This is a genomic window from Snuella sedimenti (genome assembly GCF_016428595.1).
GTDB lineage: Bacteria > Bacteroidota > Bacteroidia > Flavobacteriales > Flavobacteriaceae > Snuella > Snuella sedimenti.
In genome coordinates this window covers 189,466-213,994 of sequence record NZ_JAELVQ010000003.1, presented here as the reverse complement: position 1 = coordinate 213,994, position 24,529 = coordinate 189,466, and the positions used below count along the sequence as shown (strand labels likewise).

The 24,529-nt window shown below is 33.9% G+C and carries 12 protein-coding genes and 1 other RNA gene; 8 read left to right on the top strand and 5 right to left on the bottom strand.

Translation table 11 applies throughout. The annotated features are described in order from the left end of the window. Positions 1-16: 16 nt before the first annotated feature. Entirely contained in the window at positions 17-1,642 is a 1,626-nt protein-coding gene (locus JF259_RS04415) for an ABC-F family ATP-binding cassette domain-containing protein (protein ID WP_199113785.1), read from the bottom strand. Positions 1,643-1,902: 260 nt separating this feature from the next. On the opposite strand from JF259_RS04415, the gene JF259_RS04410 reads away from it, so the two are divergent. Next, complete coding sequence (locus tag JF259_RS04410; RefSeq protein WP_199113783.1) at positions 1,903-3,327, top strand: TlpA family protein disulfide reductase; 1,425 nt, start codon at positions 1,903-1,905, stop codon at positions 3,325-3,327. A gap of 239 nt (positions 3,328-3,566) precedes the next feature. Here the strand turns inward: JF259_RS04410 and fsa are convergent, their stop codons facing one another. The 3 genes from fsa to ffs all read right to left on the bottom strand — a co-directional run bounded on the left by fsa (position 3,567) and on the right by ffs (position 5,319). Next, positions 3,567-4,223, bottom strand: coding sequence for a fructose-6-phosphate aldolase (gene fsa / locus JF259_RS04405; protein ID WP_199113781.1), 657 nt, complete (start codon positions 4,221-4,223; stop codon positions 3,567-3,569). A gap of 131 nt (positions 4,224-4,354) precedes the next feature. Then, a complete protein-coding gene (locus JF259_RS04400) occupies positions 4,355-5,158 on the bottom strand; it encodes an SDR family oxidoreductase (RefSeq protein WP_199113779.1) in 804 nt (267 codons plus the stop codon). Between the two features lie 62 nt (positions 5,159-5,220). Further along, positions 5,221-5,319, bottom strand: an RNA gene (gene ffs / locus JF259_RS04395) — signal recognition particle sRNA small type. A gap of 87 nt (positions 5,320-5,406) precedes the next feature. On the opposite strand from ffs, the gene JF259_RS04390 reads away from it, so the two are divergent. From JF259_RS04390 to JF259_RS04375, 4 genes are all read left to right on the top strand, one after another. Then, on the top strand, positions 5,407-6,441 hold the full coding sequence (locus JF259_RS04390) for a glutaminyl-peptide cyclotransferase (RefSeq protein ID WP_199113777.1): 1,035 nt from the start codon (positions 5,407-5,409) through the stop codon (positions 6,439-6,441). Positions 6,442-7,394: 953 nt separating this feature from the next. After that, positions 7,395-10,019: an alkaline phosphatase D family protein gene (locus JF259_RS04385; protein ID WP_199113775.1), complete on the top strand. Its 2,625-nt coding sequence runs from the start codon at positions 7,395-7,397 to the stop codon at positions 10,017-10,019. 281 nt (positions 10,020-10,300) lie between these two features. Continuing rightward, positions 10,301-12,220, top strand: a complete 1,920-nt coding sequence (locus tag JF259_RS04380; protein ID WP_199113773.1) for a sulfatase family protein — start codon at positions 10,301-10,303, stop codon at positions 12,218-12,220. Positions 12,221-12,247: 27 nt separating this feature from the next. After that, positions 12,248-14,341, top strand: coding sequence for a sulfatase-like hydrolase/transferase (locus tag JF259_RS04375; protein ID WP_199113771.1), 2,094 nt, complete (start codon positions 12,248-12,250; stop codon positions 14,339-14,341). A gap of 74 nt (positions 14,342-14,415) precedes the next feature. On the opposite strand, the gene JF259_RS04370 is transcribed toward JF259_RS04375, so the two are convergent. Next, positions 14,416-18,522: an ATP-binding protein gene (locus JF259_RS04370; protein WP_199113769.1), complete on the bottom strand. Its 4,107-nt coding sequence runs from the start codon at positions 18,520-18,522 to the stop codon at positions 14,416-14,418. A 355-nt stretch (positions 18,523-18,877) separates the two neighbouring features. Between JF259_RS04370 and JF259_RS04365 the strand changes: the two genes are divergently transcribed. From JF259_RS04365 to JF259_RS04355, 3 genes are all read left to right on the top strand, one after another. Then, positions 18,878-19,405: a hypothetical protein gene (locus tag JF259_RS04365; RefSeq protein WP_199113767.1), complete on the top strand. Its 528-nt coding sequence runs from the start codon at positions 18,878-18,880 to the stop codon at positions 19,403-19,405. 80 nt (positions 19,406-19,485) lie between these two features. Beyond that, a complete protein-coding gene (locus JF259_RS04360; protein ID WP_199113765.1) occupies positions 19,486-22,641 on the top strand; it encodes a SusC/RagA family TonB-linked outer membrane protein in 3,156 nt (1,051 codons plus the stop codon). A 13-nt stretch (positions 22,642-22,654) separates the two neighbouring features. Beyond that, a complete protein-coding gene (locus JF259_RS04355) occupies positions 22,655-24,454 on the top strand; it encodes a RagB/SusD family nutrient uptake outer membrane protein (protein WP_199113763.1) in 1,800 nt (599 codons plus the stop codon). Positions 24,455-24,529: the final 75 nt, after the last annotated feature.

The window sequence follows — 24,529 nt, the reverse complement described above, 5'->3', positions numbered from 1 at the left end:
CCAAATATATATTTCGTTAGGCCGTTACCGAATACATTTTATCACGCAATTCCTTAATTTTGGCATCCTGCATGTATTCATCAAAAGTAGTGTACCTATCAATTATGCCATTAGGTGTTAATTCGATCACGCGATTTGCTACTGTTTGGGCAAATTCATGATCGTGGGTTGTAAACAAAATAGTCCCTTTGAAGTTTTTAAGAGAATTATTAAATGCTGTAATACTTTCCAAATCCAAGTGGTTTGTAGGTTCGTCCAACATAAGTACGTTTGCTCTTACCATCATCATTCTACTTAGCATACAACGCACTTTTTCTCCTCCAGATAATACATTGGATTTCTTAAGGGCTTCCTCTCCACTAAAGATCATTTTTCCTAAAAAACCACGAATATAAACCTCTTCGCGCTCTTCTTCGGTTGTTGCCCATTGACGTAACCAATCTACCAAGGTCAAATTGTTATTAAAGAACTCACTGTTATCCAATGGTAAATAAGACTGTGTCGTGGTAATCCCCCAAGCATACTCCCCCGCATCTGCTTGTTCTTTCCCGTTTATTATCTGATAAAAAGCAGTGGTTGCTCTTGAGTCTTTTGAAAATACAACTACCTTATCACCCTTGTTAAGATTAAGATCGATGTCTTTAAATAATGTTTCTCCTTCAATTGAAGCTGCTAAACCTTGAATGTTTAAAATTTGATCCCCTGCTTCCCTATCTCGTTCAAAAATAATAGCTGGATACCTACGACTAGTAGGTCTAATATCGGCAATATTCAGCTTATCGATCATCTTTTTTCTACTGGTAGCCTGTTTACTTTTAGCTACATTGGCAGAAAAACGTCTGATAAATTCTTCTAATTCCTTTTTCTTTTCTTCGGCTTTCTTGTTTTGCTGAGCACGTTGGCGCGCAGCTAATTGAGAAGATTCATACCAAAACGTATAATTTCCCGAATAATGGTTAATCTTACCAAAATCAATATCCGAAATATGTGTACATACCGCATCTAAAAAGTGACGGTCGTGGGATACCACAATAACACAGTTTTCATAGTTAGCTAAAAAATTCTCCAACCAAGAAATAGTTTCGTAATCTAAGTCGTTGGTAGGCTCATCCATAATCAGCACATCTGGATTTCCAAATAAGGCTTGTGCTAATAGCACACGTACTTTTTGCTTACCATCCATGTCGCCCATTAGCGTATAATGAAACTCTTCTTTTATACCTAAATTCGACAACATTGCAGCTCCATCACTATCGGCGTTCCATCCATTCATCTCTTCAAATTGCACTTGAAGCTCTCCTATCCTTTCTGCATTTTCATCCGAATAATCAGCATACAAAGCATCCATTTCGGATTTTATTTCAAATAAAGGCTTATTTCCCATTAAAACGGTTTCCAATACTGTATGTCCATCATACAAATTATGGTTCTGTTCCAATACAGACATACGCTTTCCAGGCTCCAATGAAATATGCCCCGAAGTAGGCTCTTGTTTTCCTGAAAGAATCTTTAAAAACGTAGATTTCCCTGATCCATTAGCTCCAATAATTCCATAGCAATTCCCTTGTGTGAAGGTTGTATTTACTTCATCAAAAAGGATGCGTTTCCCAAACTGAACCGAAAGATTCGAAACTGATAACATATATGAGTCTTTTTATTTTCTGCAAAAGTAGAAAATTCAAACCGTAAGACGAAACATCCTCTACTAATAATTTATTAGGACCAAACAAGCTGGCTTTTAAAATTTATGTATTAAACAATAAGTGCTTGTGGGGTACAATAGATTTGCCGCAATCCTTAAGTTATGTTTATTTAACAGCGCATTAACAGCACTTTTTAATTACAACCTATATTTTTGTATAGAAAAGCGAGTACATTACTCATTTTTTTAGAAGGAGATTTATGAAATTATATTTTTGGATATTAACTATTTTAATAACTGCTCTTAGCTGCGAGCATGACAACAAGGAGGGCTATGCTTACATTGGAGGTGAAGTTGTTAGCCCTAAAAACAATATTGTTTTTATTACGCATGCCGACAAAATTATAGACACGGTTAGGCTTGACAAAAACAATCGGTTTATATATAAATTTGATAATCTTAAACCAGGTTTATATTCGTTTAGTTTGCAATCCTCCGAAGGTCTTGAATACCAAACAGTACTCTTAGAGCCTAACGATAGTATTTTATTTAGGTTAAATACCTTGGACTTTGATGAATCCTTGGTTTATACAGGTATAGGTGCTAAAAAGAATAATTATTTTATCGATGAGTTTTTAAAAAATGAAAACGAGGTTAAAAAGATTTTCAAATTATGTCAGCTAACACCAGAGGCCTACGAAAAACACGTAGACTCAATAAAATATAATAAAGACAAGAACCTTGAGGACTTTAAGGACAAAAACAAGACATCTGAGTTGTTTAACAGCATAGCCAGGGCCAATATTGATTTTAACTACTATTATAACAAAGAAATCTATCCTTTTGTCCATTATGGTGATAAAGCTGAAATTTTAAAAGACCTCCCTAAAAACTTCTATGCCTTTAGACAGCAAATTAACTATAGTGACGATAATTTAAAAGACAACTACATTTACAAATCGTTTTTAAAATATAGTCTTAGTAATTTAGCGCTTTCTAGTCATTTTGAGCATTCACAGGGAGACAACTTTAACTGGATGTCCTCCTGCTACAACCTGGACAGGCTAAATCTTATTGACAGTTTGGTTACAAACAATACTTTAAAAAATGAATTGCTATTTAAATTCACTATGAACTTTTTAACCAGAAATAATAGTGAAACAACTAACAAAAAAATAATAGCTAGTTATTTAAGTAAAAGTTCCAGTAATGAAAACAATGAAGAAATAAAGCTTTTTGCGAACTCATTAAGTAAATTAAAAAAAGGGACAAGTATACCAAATGTTAAAGTTATTAACTTATATAACAGTAATGAAAACGCTATTAATTCTTTAATAAATTCGCCTACTGTTATATTCTTTTGGTCACATAAATTTTATAATCACTTTAAGGAGAGCCATAATAAAATAAACGAATTAAAACTGAAATACCCTGAAGTTAAGTTTATAAGCATAAATATTGATAATTACGATACCCAAAAATGGAAAACCATTATAGAAACCAATAAGATTTTAAACAAAGATGAATACAAATTCCAAAATCCATCTGAGTCGACAAAAGCATTAGCCATCTGGCATATGACTAAAACAATTTTAGTTGATAAAGACCAAAAGATAGTTAACAGCAATACCAATATTTTTGAAAGGAATTTTGAAGAACAACTGTTAGGGTTAATTAACAAATAAAACCCTCTAAGCACATATAACATAAAAGCCGGTAAATACCGGCTTTTTAATATTGAACTCATCTTGACTTTTTTGATTGAAGTGAAAATTAGCTATTTTGAGCTTGATGGAAGGCATTTTTAAGTTGCATAGCAGGGCTACGGAATGAGAAAATGACGAAAAGCAGGCTCAAAAGGGCAATTTTTTAACCAATTGGAAAAAGTCAAGATGAGTTCATTTACAAAAAGACAATTAATTACCTAATTATTGCCTTTTTTATAATCTTCTAAAAACTTAGCTAGACCTATATCGGTTAATGGGTGTTTTAATAAACCTTCAATAGAACTAAGAGGCCCTGTCATGACGTCCGCACCCAATTTAGCACAATCGATAACGTGCATTGTATGCCTTACAGAAGCCGCTAATATTTCAGTTTCAAAAGCGTAATTATCGTAAACCTGTCTAATCTCGGCTATTAAATTCAATCCGTCTGTTGAAATATCATCTAAACGACCAATAAAAGGAGATACATAAGTTGCACCTGCCTTTGCTGCCAATAATGCTTGGCCTACAGAAAACACAAGTGTTACATTCGTTCTTATACCCCTTTCTGAAAAATACTTACAAGCTTTAACACCATCTTTAATCATTGGTAGTTTTATAACAATCTGGTCGTGTAACTCTGCCAAAGCTTCACCTTCCCTAACCATACCTTCAAAATCGGTAGAAATAACTTCTGCACTTACATCTCCATCAACAATATTACAAATATCAACATAGTGCTTTAATATGTTATCTGTCCCGGTGATACCCTCTTTAGCCATCAACGATGGGTTAGTAGTTACACCATCAAGAACACCAAGGTCTTGTGCTTCTTTAATTTGATCGAGGTTAGCTGTATCTATAAAAAACTTCATTCTTAAAATATTTTATTTTTCGCTGCAAATTTACAACTTTATACTACTATAATATCATTTTTACATTTAAATTACATAAAAGAAATAAACCTACTTGACTTTCTTAATAAATTATATGAGTCATCTTGACTTCATAACTTATAATGATTTAACAATAGTTTTTCATAAAGTCTATCGGGAAGAATACGTTTTAAAACGATTGAGAATTTTTGCATAAACGCTCCTATCTTGTAATGTATTTTAGGCTTTTTGGCAGTAATTATTTTGTAGATTGCCAAAGCCATCAGATTAGGATCACTACCAGTATCTACATGAGAATCCATAAGCTTTAATGTATCTCCATATGGCTTCTCGTAAGGTGAACCATCTAAAATAGGCGCGTGGTATCTGCCTGCTGCAATATTAGTTGCAAAATCACCAGGTGCCACATTGGTCATCTCTATATTAAAATCTTTAATTTCCATTCTAAAAGCCTCAGTTAAAAGCTTCAAAGCACCCTTGCTAGCACTATAAATCCCACGATAAGGAAGCCCCATATAACCAGCAATAGAGGTTATATTTATAATCAATCCAGAGCCTTGCGCACGCATATGTGGCAATACTGCTTTAATAACATTAATAGGTCCAAAAAAATTAGTTTCAAAATTAGCTTTAATCTCTTCTTCCGGTATTTCTTCAATAGGTCCGGTTATTCCTGCTCCAGCATTATTAATTAAAACATCCAATCTGCCTTCTGTATCAATTATCGTTTTAACTGCCCTTTTAATTGAGGTTACATCTTTAACATCCAATTGCAAAATAGGAAAAAGGCTTTCTTTATAGTTATCTGGATTTCTACTTGTGCCATAAACCTTAAATGCTTTTTTAATTAAATACTCTCCGATTGATTTCCCTATTCCAGAAGAACCCCCTGTAATTAAAACGACTTTAGACATGTGCTATTTTTGCTAGTAAAGTTAGTATTGTTTATGCTTATGAGGAAAAAAAAGGCATAAAAAAAAGGCAAGCTACCTACATCACACCGCTACGACCATTTACCTTTGCTTCGTTCCCGACCTGGAGGATTCAACAGGAGCTGGTTGTGTAGGACTTGCCAGTGCAAAGATACAATCTTTTAAAATTTTCGCAATGATTTTTTAAACCGATTTTAAATAAATATCTTGCTTAAAATTAAAAATAAACAATGAAGATATTTAAACAACTCACAATCATATTTTTAATAGTACTACTTAGTTCTTGTGGATCGAATTCAAATAAGAAAAAAAAGGACTTTATTATACAAACAAATGCTAAAAAAGGCGATATTTCTATTGGCGAAACTTTAAAAATCACCCTCGAGAACAAAAAAAAACACACTGTAGATTCTGTTTTATATACCTTAAATGGTAATATTATAAAGGAAACAACTAATTTAAACAATTTTAAACTGGGGAAACATATCATTGAAGCTACGGTATATTTTAATAATACTAAACAAACTGTAAATACCGCTGTAACCTTACTAAATAATAAAGCGCCACAAATTTATACCTTTAAAATCATTAGCGAATATCCACACGATATAACATCCTACACTCAGGGAATCGAGTTTTTTAATGATAGTTTATATGAAAGTACAGGACAATATAAAGAATCCAAACTAAGGCATGTAGATTACAAAACTGGCAAAATATTAAAAAATATCAACCTAGCGGATGAATATTTTGGAGAAGGACTTACTATTTTAAACAATAAAATTTACCAACTTACTTGGCAAGAAGGTACTGGATTTGTTTACGACGTTAATACTTTCGATAAATTAAGCAGTTTTAAATACGGGAATAGTAAAGAAGGTTGGGGCCTATGTAATAACGATACTGTTATTTATAAAAGTGATGGTACTGAAAAAATATGGACATTGGATCCAAACACCTTAACCGAACAGGGTTTTATCCAAGTGTATACCAACAAAGGTAAAATTGGGCGTATTAATGAACTCGAATGGGTCGATGGTAAAATTTATGCCAACATCTATCAAAAAGATGGCGTAGCCATAATCAACCCAAAAAATGGAGCTGTTATTGCTGTAATAGATTTTTCTTCCTTAAAAAAGAAAGTAACACAGCACGAAAAACTCGACGTTCTAAATGGTATTGCATACAATACAGTAACCAATACCATTTTTGTTACTGGAAAGCGTTGGGATAAATTATTTGAAGTAGAAATTGTTAAAGAATAAACCTTCTTTGCAATGCATCGCTAGTCCCTATTTGACCCTTAGCCTAATATTAGCTTAATTGAAAAAAGAATAGAACAGTATCCCATTTCTTACACTGGATGGTTTCGTTTTTATTGGTAGAGATTGGTCATACCAAAATTAACTAGTAAAATGGATGCCTAACCACACTATTTAACAGGCGTTAAGTTGCAATAATGCAATAGAGGCTCTTAAGTTTACTTAACAGAAATGCAGGAAAATAAAGAGTTTATTGAAACGAACTATCCCCGAAGCAGAGCCTCGAGGAATTCTTTTCGATTAAACTTTCTTTACAGATAACAGTCTTACTTTCGATACCAAAAACTCACAATAATAAAAATTTATTTTTCACCCATTTTAATTTTTGGTTATATATATAATAAGTATCACTAATTAACCAGGTGATACGCTTAAGGGTTTTAAGATCAGGAATTAACTCTATAAAAAATGAACACATGGCACAAACATTAAACATATCAATAAACTTAGAATGATTAACAAAACGTTTACAGCAATATTAGAACCTAAGAAGTGCTCCGCCATCATCGAAACAAGATGTTCCTTTTTAAACAACTTGCAAACCTAAATACCAGTGAGCTGCTATTTACCAAAACATAATATAGGGGAAACTGTTAAAAAACTCGTATTATATAAAGAGGCATAAATATGAACACATGGAACAAACATTAAAATTTACATCATGCGCATCAATAAAAATTGTTAAAGAATAGTACACCCGTAAACTGTCTTTTAGCAAACTTTAGAACATTAAAGTTTTGATTACATAGCAAAATCAATACTTTTTAAAGAAACCACCCCCATTTATGACGAATATTTCGCCCAAAACCAACGCTAAAAAATTTAAATTTGGCACATTTTGTTCAAGCAACTTACCTCCTTTTTAAAACTAATTTATTTAATTCTATAAAATACATATGAAACGAAGAGATTACATTAAAACCTTTTTATTAGGGTCTGTCTTACCTATGACTTCTAGTTACGCATTTTCTAAATCCTTTTCATCATCCTTTAAAGGTCCCGTGCCCATAAACTTTAAAAGTGAATGGCAATTTTGGCAAGACATGAAATGGGTAGGCCCTCAATATTGGGGTAACCGTTTGCAAGATTGGAGACTAGAAAAGGGGCGTGTTATATGTGATGTTACTGCCGCGAATAGGAACCTACATTTGCTAACTGTACAAAACCCCAAAGGCAATATTCCATTTCAAACCTCAGTAACCATTAGTAATTTAAACAACACCTTATCACAATACGACGATGGGTGTATCGGCCTACGCATAGGAGCGAAAGGGCCATTTGACGATTACCGCTCTGCTGCCGTTTTTGGCAAAGGACTCGATGTTGGCTTAACACCAAATGGTAAACTTAAAATTGGGAAAAAACAATATGAAACCAATATTACTACTGTTCCAAATACATATACCTTAGAGCTTACTTCTACCCCCTTGAATTCCGAAACCGCAGCCCTAACCGTTATAATAAGAGATTCTAAAACAAATGCGCAAATTGTTGAACAGCATAATGTAGAAATAGCTGCAAAAGACTTACAAGGTAATTTTGCATTATTAAGCGATGTTAATTTAAAACGAAAAACCTTAGAACAACCCAGTGTTGCCTTCGAAAACTGGAACATATCTTCCAAAACGCTTTACTATAATCCAAATAACTTTTTTGGACCAATATGTTTTGCACAATATACTTTGCATAAACAAAAACTAAAGCTCACTGCACAATGTAGTCCTATAGAATTAGTTAAAGACCATAAGATAAAACTACAATTTAAAGTTGATGGTGCTTGGACAACGCAACAAGAAACAACATTAAATAATATAGGTCGCGCCGTTAACTTTCAAGTACCTAATTGGGAACATCAAATAAGTATCCCTTACCGTGTACGTTTGGAAATACCTCTAAAGAATAGCGAATTGTACCAATACGATTACGAAGGTACCATTGCCGCTGAGCCCAAGGATAAAGACCATTTAAAAGCAGCTGTTTTTAGCTGTAATGCACATTATGGATTTCCTGACGCCGATATTCATGAAAGTATCTCAATACTAAAGCCAGACATTAGCATGTTTTTAGGTGATCAGTTTTACGAATTTACAGGTGGTTATGGCGCTCAATACAATGGCGAGTTGGATAAATCTAGTTTAGATTATTTGAGAAAGTGGATGATGTTTGGCTGGTCTTACCGAGAGATTTTCCGTCATATCCCTTGTGCAATCATTCCTGACGACCATGATGTGTACCATGGTAATGTTTGGGGAGAAGGCGGCAAACTTGCTAATAACTCAGAAGGTTTTGGTTATAAATCACAAGATTCTGGTGGATATAAAATGCAACCTGAATGGGTTAATATGGTACAGTTTACGCAAACAAGTCATTTACCAGATCCATACGATCCTACACCAGCTAAAAACAGTATCAGTGTCTATTATACCAATTGGGATTATGCCGGTGTGAGTTTTGCTATTCTTGAAGACAGAAAATTTAAATCGGCACCAAAACACATACTTCCTAAAAGCGCCCAAGTAGAAAATGGTTGGATCTTAAATAAAGATTTTGACATAAAAGAATATAAACATCTTGACGCCGAGCTATTAGGAGAACGACAGGAGGCTTTTTTAAAACATTGGGTTGAAGAATGGTCTAAAGACACCCAAATGAAAGCAGTATTGTCTCAAACCAATTTTGCAACTGTGGCTACCCTGCCCAAAGATGCCGTTAACGACGAAGTAGTACCTTCCTTACCAATACCTGAAATTGGAGAATATGTAGTTGGAGACAAGCCTACAGTTGATATGGACTCTAACGGTTGGCCAGCCGTAAAAAGAGACCAGGCAGTTTCTATTATACGCAAAGCCCATGCCTTTCATATTGCTGGCGATCAACATTTAGGCTCCTTTGTGCAATACGGAGTAGACACATTTGGAGATAGTGGATTTGCTTTTGCTGGCCCCGCACTTAACAATGTTTGGCCTAGACGCTTCTGGCCCCCAATTGAAGACACTTCAAAACACTCCTATGAAAACCCCGCTTATACAGGTAACCACATTGATGGTTTTGGAAATAAAATAACCGTATTAGCTGCTGGAAACCCACACAATATGCACAAAGAACCTAAAATACTTTACAATAGGGCTGTAGGCTATGGTATTGTAACCTTTAACAAAAAAGACAGAACCATAAAAACAGACTGTTATAAACGATTTAGCAACCCTAATGATACAAATAGTCAATTTCCAGGTTGGCCAATTACCATAAGCGAAAAAGATAATTTTGGTAAAAAAGCAGAAGCTTGGTTACCAACCATTGTCGACACTAACAAGGTACAACCGCTAGTAGCCGTTTACGATAGTAATAGTGAATTGGTATACAACATAAGAATGCATAATAATTCGTTTAACCCTAAAGTTTTTACAAAGGGAAGGTATACTATTGTATGTACAAATCTTGAGACTGGAAAAAGCCAAACCTTTAAGAATATTAAAGCGAAAGCTACTAATACTGATGAGTTGCTTTTTACCAAATCATAATGGAAATACTTTCATTTAAAAAAAGTATTTTTCACCCATTTTTGATTTTTAGCTATATATAATAAGGAACTGTTAAAAATTTTCAATGTGAGAGCGTAGTGGTTGCATACGCTCTCACATTAAGAGCTAACTCAATATCAAATAATTACCAAAATTTAAGCATTTTTTCACAAAAGGGAATGTTTAAAATTTTTAATGTGAGAACGAGTGTAAGGAGTGGTTGCACACGTTCTTAATTTTATAATTACAATAAAATAAATTAATTACTAAAATTTAAACGTATGAAGATAAGAATTGTTTTTTTTATATTAAGTAGCATTTGCTTTTTAGGGTTTTCACAAGATCGCCCCAATATTTTATGGATAACTTTTGAAGATACATCGCCACAGTTTGTAGGCTGCTATGGTAATAAAGACGCTCGCACACCCGTCATGGACAAGCTAGCAGAAACAGGAATACGCTTTAACAATGCATTTTCAACTGGAACAGTTTGTTCTCCATCGCGTTCTACCCTAATCACTGGGGTACGCACCTTTGAAATGGGTACTGGTAACCACCGTAGTTCTTATCCAATTCCTGATTTTATACATGGATTTCCATACTATTTAAGGCAGGCAGGTTATTATACTTCTAACAACTACAAAACAGATTATAATGTAAAAAATGCAAAAGACTTTACTGAAGCTGCTTGGGATGAAAATTCCGATAAAGCAGGATGGTGGAAAAGAGAACAGGACCAGCCCTTTTTTGCTGTTTTTAACTTTATGGATTCACACCAGTCCAGAACCATGACCTTTTCTTATGAAAGCTATGAAAAACTTGTAATAGATAAATTGCCTGAAACAAATAAGATTGGAGAGCAAGACTTTTCAATGCCCCCAATTTATAGGGATTCTCCCGAAATGCGAAAACAATTTGCTCGTGTATATAACAGTATTGCGCTTACCGATGTAAATATTGGGAAGCTTTTAAAACGCTTAGAAGATGATGGTTTAAGAGACGATACCATAATTTTCTGTTTTGCCGATCACGGGGAAGGTATGCCAAGGGGCAAGACCAATGGTATTAACTATGGATATCAAGTCCCGTTTATTGCATGGTTTCCAGAGAAATATAAACACCTGTCACCTTCAAAAACCAGTGGAGCTGTAACCAACGAAATGATATGCTTTGAAGACTTAGCCCCTACCATGCTTGCCATTGCAGGCGTATCCATTCCAAAGCATATGAAAGGTCGCGTTTTCGCTACGAACAATCATTCTAAAGCAGCACCGTACTTAGAGCTATCTAGTGACCGTTCCGATAACGGAATCGACATGACTAGAAGTGTTACCGATGGCACTTATATTTACTCTAGAAACTACATGCCATTTATGCCAGAACTTAGATATATTCGGTATATGGAAATAGGTGATATTAAACAGCAAATGCGAAACGATCTAAAAAATGGCAAATTAAACGGTTTACAATCTGGTCTTTTTGAACCACGTTTGGCAGAAACGCTATACAATACTAAAACCGATCCATGGGAAACAGAAAATTTAGCCAATAAACCAGAACTGCAAAAAGTTTTAAAACGCTTTAGAAAGGCTTTGGACAAAAAGATTTTGAGCTCTAAGGATGTTATGTTTTTGCCTGAATATGAAATTGATATTATTTCTAAAACCACAACCCCTTATCAGTTTCGTTTAGATGCCAATAACTATCCTATTGCTAAAATCTATAAAATAGCTGCATTGTCCGGAAAACGTGGAAAGGCAATTGCCGAGAAACAAATTAAAGCACTTAAAAGTGAAAATAAAATCATTCGTTATTGGGCTATTACAGGATTAAAAAGCCAAAATAAAACCCTTCTAAAACCCCATAAAGCAGCTATACTTGATGCCATTAATGACAGCTATGCTCCTGTTTCCGTTACTGCATCGGCTATAGCCTATGATAGCTTTCAAAATAGCCATGCCGAACAGAAACTAAAATCTTATTGTAAAGCAAACAATGAATATCTGGCTCTAATGGCCTTAAACCATTTGTTATATGTACCCAATAAGACGCCATTCATTGCAACTATAACAGAACTTGCCAAAAACGATAAACTACCATATAACCTTAAGGCCGCCAGTTTGGATATTTTAGGGAGCTTAAATTTGGTGCCCAACGATTTTGCACATCATAAAAAACTAACCCCTAATATTAAAAATTAAAAAACACATTATTAAAAACCCTTAACAATGAAATTAACACCATTAGCGCTATTTGTACTTAGCGTATTTTTTGTGCAACTTGGCTATTGCCAAAAAACCAAACAAAAGAATGAAGAGCAACCCAACATTATCTTTATTTTAACCGACGATCTAGGTTATGGGGATTTGGGAGTATTGTACCAAAATGAAAGGAAAAATAATAATGACAGATCAAAACCCTGGGCTTTTACACCGCACCTAGACACTATGGCCAACGAAGGAGCCGTAATGCTTCAACATTATTCAGCAGCTCCAGTATGTGCCCCTTCCAGAGCGTCCTTGCTTAGTGGCTTAAGTCAAGGACATGCGAATGTAAGAAACAATCAATTTGACAAAGCTTTGGCCGACAACCATACCTTAGCCAATACATTACAAAAAGCAGGCTATACTACAGCTGCTATTGGAAAATGGGGACTACAGGGAGATAAGCGCTGGTCCGAAAACGGAGCTAGTTGGCCTGCGCGACCTACTAACAGGGGCTTTGACTATTTTTATGGGTATATGACGCATGTAGATGGACATGAGCATTACCCAAAAGAAAGGTTATACAGAAACCACGGTCAAGTTTGGGAAAACGACACCGACATAACCGAAGCATTAGATAGATGTTTTACTGGCGATTTATGGACAGCGAAAGCTAAACAATGGATTACCAATACCGTTAAAAATAACGAGAAGCCTTTTTTTATGTTCTTGGCTTACGATACACCTCATGCCGTTTTAGAACTACCAACCCAAGCATATCCTAAAGGAGGCGGTCTAAAAGGTGGTGTACAGTGGTTAGGAACACCAGGGCACATGATAAATACTGCCAGTGGACAACCAGACTCTTGGATGCACCCCGATTATGCCAATGCCACTTACGATCACGATACCAATACCACAACAGCCGAAGTCCCTTGGCCTAATACTTACAAACGATATGCCACGAGCGTACGTAGAATAGATGATGCGGTTGGTGATATTTTACAACTATTAAAAGATTTGAACATAGACGATAACACATTAGTGGTGTTCACTTCAGATAATGGCCCTTCACAAGAATCGTACTTACCCAAACCCTACGTACCCAACCACCCTACTTTTTTTGATAGTTATGGCCCTTTTGATGGTATTAAACGTGATGTTCTTGAAGGAGGACTACGCATGCCATTAGTAGTGAGATGGCCAAAAAAAATTGTAAAAAATACTGTAAGCAATACACCAAGTATTTCATACGATTGGTTGCCTACTTTTATGGATGCTACCGGATTACCAGCACCTGCTAATAGTGATGGTGTCTCATTATTACCTACACTAACAAATAGTAAAGGGCAAAAAGACAGTAAAATATACGTAGAATACAGTGTTGGAGGAAAAACGCCTAACTATAATGCCTTTAGTGAAAATAACCGCAATCGCCCAAGAAAGGAAATGCAAATGATTCGTGTGGACGACTACGTTGGCATTCGCTATAACATTGAAGATGTTAATGCCGACTTTGAGATATACGATATTAAAAACGATACCCATCAGGCTAATAACCTAGCTGCTAACAATGCTATGCCCGAATTGCAAAGCACCATGAAAGCTCGCATACTCCAAATGCGTCGCACAAATACCTCTGCAAAACGTCCTTACGACAATTTAACGATACCTTCAGTTGCTGTCAAAAAAACAAAGAAAGGATTGAGATGGACATCTTATGCTGGTGTTTATCAGTGGTTACCCAACCTGGAAGTTCTTAATCCCTCGAAAAAAGGAAAAACAAAAAACCTGAATACTTTCAATTATACCAAACAACAACAAGACCTTTACTTATTTGAAGGGTATTTAGAAGTGCCGAAAGAAGGCACATATACCTTTAGTTTTAGTACTAGCGGTAAAGCTGTTATCAAACTACATGATGCCATTTTAGTAGATGCAGATTATAACTATCAGGCCAATACAGTAAAAACCGAAACTATGGTACTGCAAAAAGGATTACATCCTATCCGTATCTATTTACATAATGCTAACAGAGATGCTATACCATTTAAACTGGAATGGAAAACTAGTGATATACTTAGATCAAGGATACCGCAAACAGCTTTTTACCATTAGATATTACAGGAATAGATTCGCCTTAAATATTGTTTAATAATTAAAGTGTTCCCTAGAAGCTTCATTATATAGAATTAATTTATTTCAAGTTCCATTTGTTCTAAATTATACTTTTCTATAAAAATATCTGTTCCGTTTGCTTGCGCTTGCTTTTTAAATTTTCCTGGGGTCATATTAAATTTCTTTTTAAAACATTTTATGAAATATTTTGGATCATTTAACCCTACTAAGAATGTGGCTTCAGATATTGTATAATTATACTTAATAATTAATATAGCAGCTTTTTTTAAACGAACAGATCGAACAAAATCAACCAATGTTTTTCCTGTAATAGACTGAAACTTTCTATACATTGTTGAGTAGCTCATATTTAATGAATCCGAAATTTCTTCTAGTTTAAAATTAGGATTTTTATATTCTACTTCAACAATAGACATGATATTTTGCAAAAAAGCATCTTCGGGAGATATTGTCTTAGTATGTTTTGGCGTGCTAATTAAATCAATTTTATATTTAGATAGCAGCTTTTCACTTCTTGAAATAATGTTGTGAACACTAAAAATAAGCTCATTAGAATTAAAGGGCTTGTTGATGTACTCAATGGCTCCTGACATTAAACCTAGTAATTTTGCTTTTGGGGATTCTTTTGCTGTAAGCAAAATAATTGGAATGTGTGATGTCACCTTATTTTTAACCAGAGCACTACACATTTCTAGTCCATCTTTATTAGGCATCATAATGTCACTAATAATTAAATCAGGTATATGTTTTTTCGCAAGATACAACCCCTCTTCTCCATCATCAGCTATTAAAATGTTATATTGATTTTTAAAAATGTCTTCCAAAAAAAATTGCATTTCATAATTATCCTCAACTATAAGGATTGTTTTTTCTAAAAGTTTACTATCTCTATCTTTATCATCTAATAGTTCTGTGCCCTTACTTTCTATGATTGGTTTTTTTGGTATATCAAAAATCTTTTGTTCATCTGAGAATTCGTTTTCATTGGTAGACAAATAGACTGAAAAACATGTTCCTTTTTCAGGGGTTGACTCAACATCAATTTTTCCCTTATGTAGTTTTACAAGTTCTTTTGTCAATGCCAATCCAATTCCTGTTCCTATACTTTTCTTTCCAATATCAGATTGATAAAATAATTCAAAAATATTAGCTAATTCATCTTTTGATATACCAGGACCAGAATCTATTACCGATATTTTAACCATATTTTGAAAATCCAAAATCTTAACCTCAAAATCAATGGTTCCTTTTTTAGGAGTAAATTTAAAAGCGTTAGCAAGTAAATTATAGAATATATGTTCTACTTTATCTTTATCATACCAAATCATTAATTCTGTGTCTGGATAATAGCATCTAAAATTTATTTTTTTAAAATCTGCCTGTTCTTTGAATGATAATGTTATATTCTTTAAATCCGAAATTATATTATTTTTAGAAACCCTTAACCTAAGTTGTCCTAGTTCTTTATTCCTAATTGTTGTAAGTTCAAAAACAATCTTTGATAATCTTTTGGCATTATTTAAAATTATTGATAAACGCTGTTTTAAAATGTTATTTCCGCTATCAATAGCGTTTTCAAGCAGACTTTCAATAGGGCCCGATATTAAAGTCAATGGTGTTTGAATTTCGTGAGACATTTTTGCAAAAAAGTTCATCTTCAATGCATAAAGTTCTTTTTCATTTTTATGGTTGAGCTCTTCAGTAACAAATTTCTTCTTAAGCTTCACCCATAAATAAATGGCGTAAGCGACTAAAATTAATATTATAGAATAAATTCCATATGCCCAGGGCGTTTTCCAAATAGGTTGTGCTATATTTATGTTAATTTTTTTTGGATTAATGTCCCATATTCCTTTTTTGGATCCAGCTTTTACTTCAAACACATAGTTACCAGGAGGAATATTTGTGTATGTGGCAACTCTTCCTTCGCGTGAAACGATCCAATCTTTATCAAACCCATTTAACTTATATGCGTAATAAAAATTTGAGTTTAATACGTTTTCAATCACAGAGAATTGAAATGAAAATGAAGATTGGTCTGGTTTTAGTTTTAAGGATTTAACCTTTTCTATACCCCCCGTTAATTGTTCTGGAATAATTGTATTTGCAGGTCTATTAAGTACATCTATTTGATTAATAAATAAGTTGGCAGTAGGGTTGTTTTTTTTAATTATACTATTAGGGTCAAAACTTGACACGCCTTTGTTACCTGCAAAATATAATACCCCAGCTTTATCTTTATAAGCTCCCCCCCTAGTAAAAGCATTTCCTTGCAATCCATCAACCTCATAAAATGATTTTATAGTTCCTGTTTCTGGTATATATTGATGTAGACCATTACTACCCCCCAACCATAATCTATTAGAATCGTCAACAATTACATTATGAAACCCAATATCTTTTAGGCTTTTTGAATTTTCAAATGATTCGTAGGTGTAATTATTAGTATTTAATCGAATTAAAAAATCCGATTTTATAATGAGCCACAAGTTCCCTTTCATGTCCTCAGACATATGGGTAATATTATAGTTTTGATTTTCATTATCATTGTGATAATTAATTATTTTTAAAGTAGAGTTTTCAACTTTATTGTTATTTTCTTCAAAAAAGTACAAATCTCCTTGATTACTACTTAACCAAATTTCACCATTCTTGGTTTCTATTATATTTCCTAAAATTTTCCCCGATAATTCATTAGACTTAAAATTAAAAATTGTGATGATATTTTGATTTTCATCTAACAAATGAATTCCATCCCTATGACCTGCCCAAATTCTATTTTTCGAATCCTTAAAAACAAAACGGATATGTAGATATGGTTTTCCAAATTCATCTTTTAATTCAACTTTATTAAACTTATTTAACTTAATATCATAAACAAATAAACCATTTTGATAAGTAGCTATCCAAATATTCTTATTGGTCGCTTCTGTAATCTGTAAAATATATCTCCCATCAAAATAATTATTTCCTTTACTAGAATTTGAATATTGTATAGAATTTCCGTCTGAAAAGACTCTACTAATTCCTTCACCATCTGTACCAATCCACAAAGATTCGTCAGATGCTTTTAAAACACATAATGATACTGTCGGAGTATTATTACTGGACCCACTATAATATTTTATTTTAGAATTATTATACGGCAAAACATTTACAACCCCTTTTTTATCTATAAGCCATAAATTACCAAAGGAATCTTCATTGATATGTGTAATCGAATTATCGCTTATTGAAAACCTGTTTGATTTATTGTGTTTGAACGTATAAATACTACCTTTTTCAGAATCTATTTTAAAAAGACCATCTCCGTCAGTACCAGCCCAAATATCACCATTCCTATCACAAAACAATGATAAGTACATAGGATATTTAGAGTTATTTCTATTAATAGGGGCATTAAACTCTTTAAAAACCTTAGTCCGAATATCATATTGAAATACGCCATATAATTCTGTAGCAATCCAGAGATTATCTTTTTTATCTGATACCAATTTAATTTGATTGGTATTGGTATTGGTATTGTTAAAGGGTGTTTTTAGAACAATCAACTCATCATTTTGAACTAAAAAATTATAAATATTCCCTACATCAGTGCTAATCCATATTTTTTTTTCTTTCGTAAAAGCTAAATCTAAAATAGTTTGTGGCTGATTATTTATTTTAGGCAGAGTTACCAATCTATCAACTGTATTTTTTTCGTGATTATAATTGTAGATATCCCCAAGGGTCGTTCCAAAATAAACTGTATCCTCATTCGATTCAATAACAGAAATGTCCTTGTTTCCTATATCTTTTTTAAAAGATTTATAGGATCCATCAAGATTAATCATTAGTAAATCCCTATTAGAAGCTAACCAAAAATTCCCTTTTAAATCTTTATTGAAATATACTTTTTGCCTATTGGAGAAGGTTGCTCCAAAATAATGAGAAAACGGGGTAAACGTTAAATTATATCCATCATATCTATATAGACCTTTTTTATTGGAAAACCAGATATAGCCCAAAGTATCTTGAATGCTTTTGTTTACTTGAACGACTTGGTTATCCAGCTCAGGAGCCAAATGATTAAAGTTCATTCTATTTTGTGCAGTTAGTTGTACACATAAAAGAATCCAAATGCATGTATTCAAAGAAAAATTTATTCTAAGTAATGCCATAAGGTTATGTTTTAGATTTATTAGCATAGCTCTATTTTACTTAATATGGATTGCAAGGGCAATAGCAAAATTACTAATTTATTTCCTCAGAATTGTTCACACATGGGCTGGTATGTAAGGTTAATACTAAACTTTAAACATTATGCTTAAAAATTACCATATAAAGTTAAAAATGTACACTTAGTTTAGGATTTATTCATTCAATTTTGTCTCTATATCTACGTAATATATATTAAAACCAGTCATCTAACTTAATTATTGTTATACAGAAAGGATTAATTCTTAGTCTATAATGAATTTTAATTAATAAGACATTTAGCGCTATAGATTATAGTAAAAATAAACTATTAAATAAATGAATAGGAAGACAGCAATAACAGGTACAAGAACAACCCTACCACCAAGAATGAACTTATGGAAATCAAAAAACAACTCAAATAAGTTAAGGCTTGGTACTATAGGTGTAGGCGTAGGTGTAAATGGAACAAACCATTTGAACAATTTATTGAAAAGAGACAATATAATGGTGTCCGAAATTTGTAATATGGATCGAAGCAGAGTTGAAATTTCACCTAATAAAGAGAAGGAAAAACCAAAAGTCTTTGAGAAACTTTCTCACTTTAGGTATGGTTACCAGCATGACCTTAGATCTGTAAAGTTCAACAATGGAAAGCAGGCTTATTGTGGAGGAGTAGAATTTGGAGAGAAAGGAATCTCGGAAGCAGCATGGAGTACATTGACTCCACTGTCTGAACTTTCTAGAAAAAGAAAGAGAACAACGGGAAACCACAAGATTTTACTAGAGGGAACTGGTTCTAAGAAAACCATACAATTAGATAAAAAATTCTTATTAAAACAAAATAACCAACTTAAAACTATATAGATATATGAAGAAAACAAATTGACCAACTTAAAAACAATAGATTATAAAAAAACAAATTGATCAACTTAAAACAATAGATTATGAAAAAACAAATTATTTGTTTAATGACTTTTATGCTGAGCATCATACACTTTACACATGCTCAAAGTCAAACTGTTACAGGAAAAGTAACAGACGAAAATAACGTGCCGCTCCCAGGGGCTTCCGTTATAGAAAAAGGCACTACAAATGGTGATCAAACAGATTTTGATGGGAATTACACACTAAATATAAGCACTAGTTCTACCATCGTGATATCGTATTTAGGGTATAAAACTCAAGAAATTGCTGTTAATGGTCAAACTACAATCAATGTACAAATGCAATCTGATGTGGCAAACCTAGACGAGGTTGTTGTTGTAGGTTATGGTACAGAAAAAAAGACAAATCTTACTGGGGCAGTTGGAACCGTTAAAAGCAGGGAACTTAATTTAGTACCTGTTGCCAATTCTACCTCACTTTTAACCGGTAGAATACCAGGTATCGTTACAAAACAGAACTCTGGACTACCAGGGGACGAGCGTGTTGATATAAGTATAAGAGGTTTCGGAGAACCATATATATTAGTAGATGGCGTAGAGATAGAGGGCGGGTTTTCTAGAATAGACCCCAATGACATAGAAACTATTTCCATTTTAAAAGATGCGGCAGCAGCAGTTTACGGATCCCGTGCAGCCAATGGCGTTGTTTTAGTAACTACAAAAAGAGGGGCATCTGGAGCGCCAAGAATAACCTTTAGTAATTCGATTTCGTTTCAAGAAGCCACTTCTTTTTTCGAACATGTAAATCCGGGGCAATTTGTAGAATTATCCAGAGAATCCGATTTTAATGATGCAGCGGCAGCCGCAAGAATAGCTGGAGATCCTTTACCAACCTTATCAGGTCTAGATAGTAACGGCTTTTTACAGTTTACTGCTGAGGAACTAGCCAATTATCAGTCAGGCGCCCCAGGTTTTGAAGGTGGCAATTGGATAGATGGTTTGATTTCAAATCATGCGCCTTTAACAAAGTATAATATATCCGTCTCTGGAGGAAGTGAAAATGTTAAGTATTTTACATCTGCTGGATATACAAAGCAAGAGAGTTATTTTGCTAGTAGAGATCATGATTATTCTCGTTATAATGTAAGGTCTAATTTAGATGTCAAAGTTAGTGAAAGCTTAAGTTTTAATTTAGATTTGTCTTTCAGACATGATTTTAGAAGTAGGGCATCGGATCTTAATGGAATTTTTGGACAGTTAAGAGTAGCACAACCGATCTATCCAACTCAATTACCCGATCCGTCAAAAGGAGCAGCATATATTGGTTTTTCAGATCGGAATCCTATAGCAGCAAGTGATCAGGATTTTTTTGGGTTTACAAATAGATTTGATAACACCTTTACAGGTAAAATAGGCCTGGACTATAAAATTCCGGGGGTAGATGGTTTAATATTGAAAACCCAATTTAATGTTATTTCTCTAAATAGAAATACCAAAAACTTAAGAAAACAATACCCACTTGTAGAGTATAACCATTTAGATGGGACTTACATAGAACACGCCATTGCAGGAGGACGTAGCTCTATAAGTGAAGAACAGTTTAGGAGACATCAAATTTTTCCTCTTGTATCATTAGAATATGAAAAGGAATTCGGTGATCATTTTGTAAAAGGCCTTATACTGGGAGAAAGTAGATCTAGAAAATTCTCAAGGTTGTCTGCAGGTAGGGAAGATTTGCTTACGACTGCAATCCCTGAAATTTTTGTTGGTAGTACAGATTTTCAAACAACAGGAGGTTCATCTGGAACAAATATAGGATCAAAAAGTTTAGTAGGACGTTTTGATTATAGATACAAAGACCGTTACTTATTTCAGGCCACTTTAAGAGCAGATGGGGATGTGTTATTTTCTCCAACTGCTAGATGGGGATACTTTCCTAGTTTCTCAGCAGGTTGGGTAATGTCCAAAGAAAATTTTTTAAAAGAAAACAATACTATAGATTATCTGAAGCTTAGGCTTTCTTATTCAGAAACAGGTGACGCTCGTGCCGATAGAATAGGTGGTTTTGATTATTTAACAGGTTACGGTCTATCAGGAAGTTATTTGTTTGATACCACTACATATCAGGCTATACGTACCTTAGGCTTAGTTAATCCAGCGTTAACATGGGAAGAAGCTACAAGCTATAATGTAGGTATAGAAGCCAATTTTTTAAATAACAGGCTGCAACTAGAAGCTGATATTTATTACCGAGAACGAACAAACCTGCTTAGACCAAATACAGCAGATATACCTTCCACATTTGGAGGTAACTTACCTTTAGTTAATTTAAATACGGAGAACAATAGAGGAATTGATGTTAAATTAAATTTTTTACAAACCATTGGAAATTTAAAACTTAACATTTCCCCAAATTTCACATACACAAAAAGGAAGTTTGATAAAGTTTTTGATCAGGAAGAATTTACGGATGAAGACCAAATAAGGATAAATGATAGAAGAGGACAATGGGCAAATCGTAATTTCGGTTATATCTCAGATGGTATTTTTATGTCACAAGAAGAAATAGACAACCATCCTGTAGACCAAGATACACAGGGTAATTCATCGTTACGCCCTGGAGATATTAAATATGTAGATAGAAATAATGACGGAGAAATAAACTTTAGAGATCAAGATGTTATTGCATTTGAAGACGATTTACCAGAGATAATTTTTGGTTTAGCTTTAGGAGCGAAATATAAGAATTTTAGTTTTGACATGTTATTTCAAGGCGCTTCCAGATTTAGTATAAACATTTCAGGAGCAGCAAGAACCGCATTTTCTAATACTTCAATACCTCTGTCGTATCATTATGATTTAAGATGGCAACCAGACCCTAATAACCCAAATGTAAACATTAACCCAAATGCGCAACTCCCGGCTATTACATCTACTTCAAGTCCTAATAATAATTTGAACTCAGATTTTTGGAGAAAGGATGTAACATTTATAAGGTTAAAATCTTTAAACTTTAGTTATAATTTGCCAAAAAAGGTTATTAATAAAATAGGAGTTAAGGATCTTCAATTGTACACAGGAGCAGAAAACCTGTTCACGTTTTCTAATTTAGGTATTTATAAAAATTCTTTTGACCCTGAATCGGCAGAAGGTAATCCTTCAAGTGACTTACCAGTAGTACGTAGCTATTCATTGGGTATGAGAATAACTTTTTAAAAAAAATAATATTATGAAAAAAATTATAAAATATTTCAGTTTGGCCTTTGTATTTGGCCTATTCTTTACTGCCTGTGAAGACCCATTTAGCCTAACACCTTCAGATATTATATCAGAGGACATTGTTTTTGATGATATGAGTTTAGTAGAAGCATTTCTTACTGAAATTTATAATGAGGCTCCATTTGAAATCAATACTGGGCAATCTGGTAACAATCAAAATTTAATTATGGGTTTTGGCGGTGAGGCTAGAAATTTTGCGCCTTGGCAAGGACCTTTTGGTGGTGCTATTGGAAGAGTTTTTGATGAAAACAATGGGGCTGGAGCTTTAGAATACTGGCCTTATGATGATATACGAGAAATGAATGTATTTATTGAAAAAGTACCTCAATCTACAGCTTTAGATCAAAATCTTGCTACAATTGCAGTTGCAGAAGCTCGGTTTATTAGAGCGTTTACTTATTTTGAAATGGTGAAACGTTATGGAGGTGTTCCTTTAGCTACAAAAGCCCTCCCTGTTGATACGCCAGAAGAAGACCTATTTATACCTCGTAATTCTGAAAAAGAAATATATGATTTTATAGGTTCTGAAATGGATGCTATTGTTGATATATTGCCTTCAAATTCTCTAAAAGGACGTGTAAATCGCTGGGCTGCACTGGCCTTAAAAAGCAGAGCGATGTTGTATGCCGCCTCTGTAGCTAAATTTGGTACGCAGCAAATGGATGGTTTACTCGGATTTCCTGCCAGTGACGCCAATGGTTATTATCAACAATCCTTAGCAGCATCAAGAGAAATTATGCAGGAAGGGCCGTTTGAACTTTATCGTAAGGTAGGTGATCCAGCAACAAATTTTGAACAATTGTTTGTAGATGAAAATAATAATCCAGAAGCTATTTTTGTTGAAGAGTGGGATGTCGATGCTGGAAAAGCACATTCTTGGGATTATTTAGCTCACCCAGATGGGTTTGGATGGGGGTGGAATTCCAACTTCCCTGTTTACTTGGAAACACTGGAACAATTCGACTTTATAGATGGCTCCTCTGGTAAAGTGGATAGAGCGCTATATGACGATGCTACTCCTATTGATCCCAATTGGTATTTTGAGCAAAGAGACCCTCGTATGCACGCCTCTATTTTTTACCCTGGAACTGAATGGAGAGGAACACAAGTCTATATGCATAGAAGCACAGTCTACACAGATCCAAATTCTGGTCTTAGAGAAACCTCAACTAGTACTTCATTTATTATTCCAGGCTCCAACGGCTGGCCAGGCTCTGGAGCAAGAAGAAATGTTTTTGCTGGAAATAACCCTACGTCTTTGCTAATTAAAAAGCGTTTGGATGAATCAATAGGTTTTTTGACCAATGATACTTCTGGTAGTGATTATCTTATATTTAGACTAGGTGAAATTTATTTAAACTATGTTGAAGCTGCCTATTATTTAGGGGATCCTAATGGAGATATGGCTGCTACAATAAATGATTTAAGAGACCGTGCAGGCATGCCTGCTTTATCAATAGCAGAAATTACAGAAGATAAGATTAGACAAGAGCGAAGAGTGGAATTAGCTTTTGAATCACATGTTTTTTGGGATTTAAGACGTTGGAGAATAGCTGTTCAGGAATTAGATGGGGTTGTTAGGCATAGAATGCATTTTAACTATGATTTTGACAATGACACCTACACTATTACTATAGCCGACGGAGATAAAGGTAGAGTAAGGTCTCATACAGAACGAAATTATTATTATGCCTTTGGCCTTGAAATTATTGCAGATACAAGAATAAAAGAAAACCCAGGCTACAATTAGTTTATCGTTTGTTTAGTTGTTAAAAAAAGAGAATGTATGTATAGTGCATACATTCTCTTTAATTAAATACCAAAA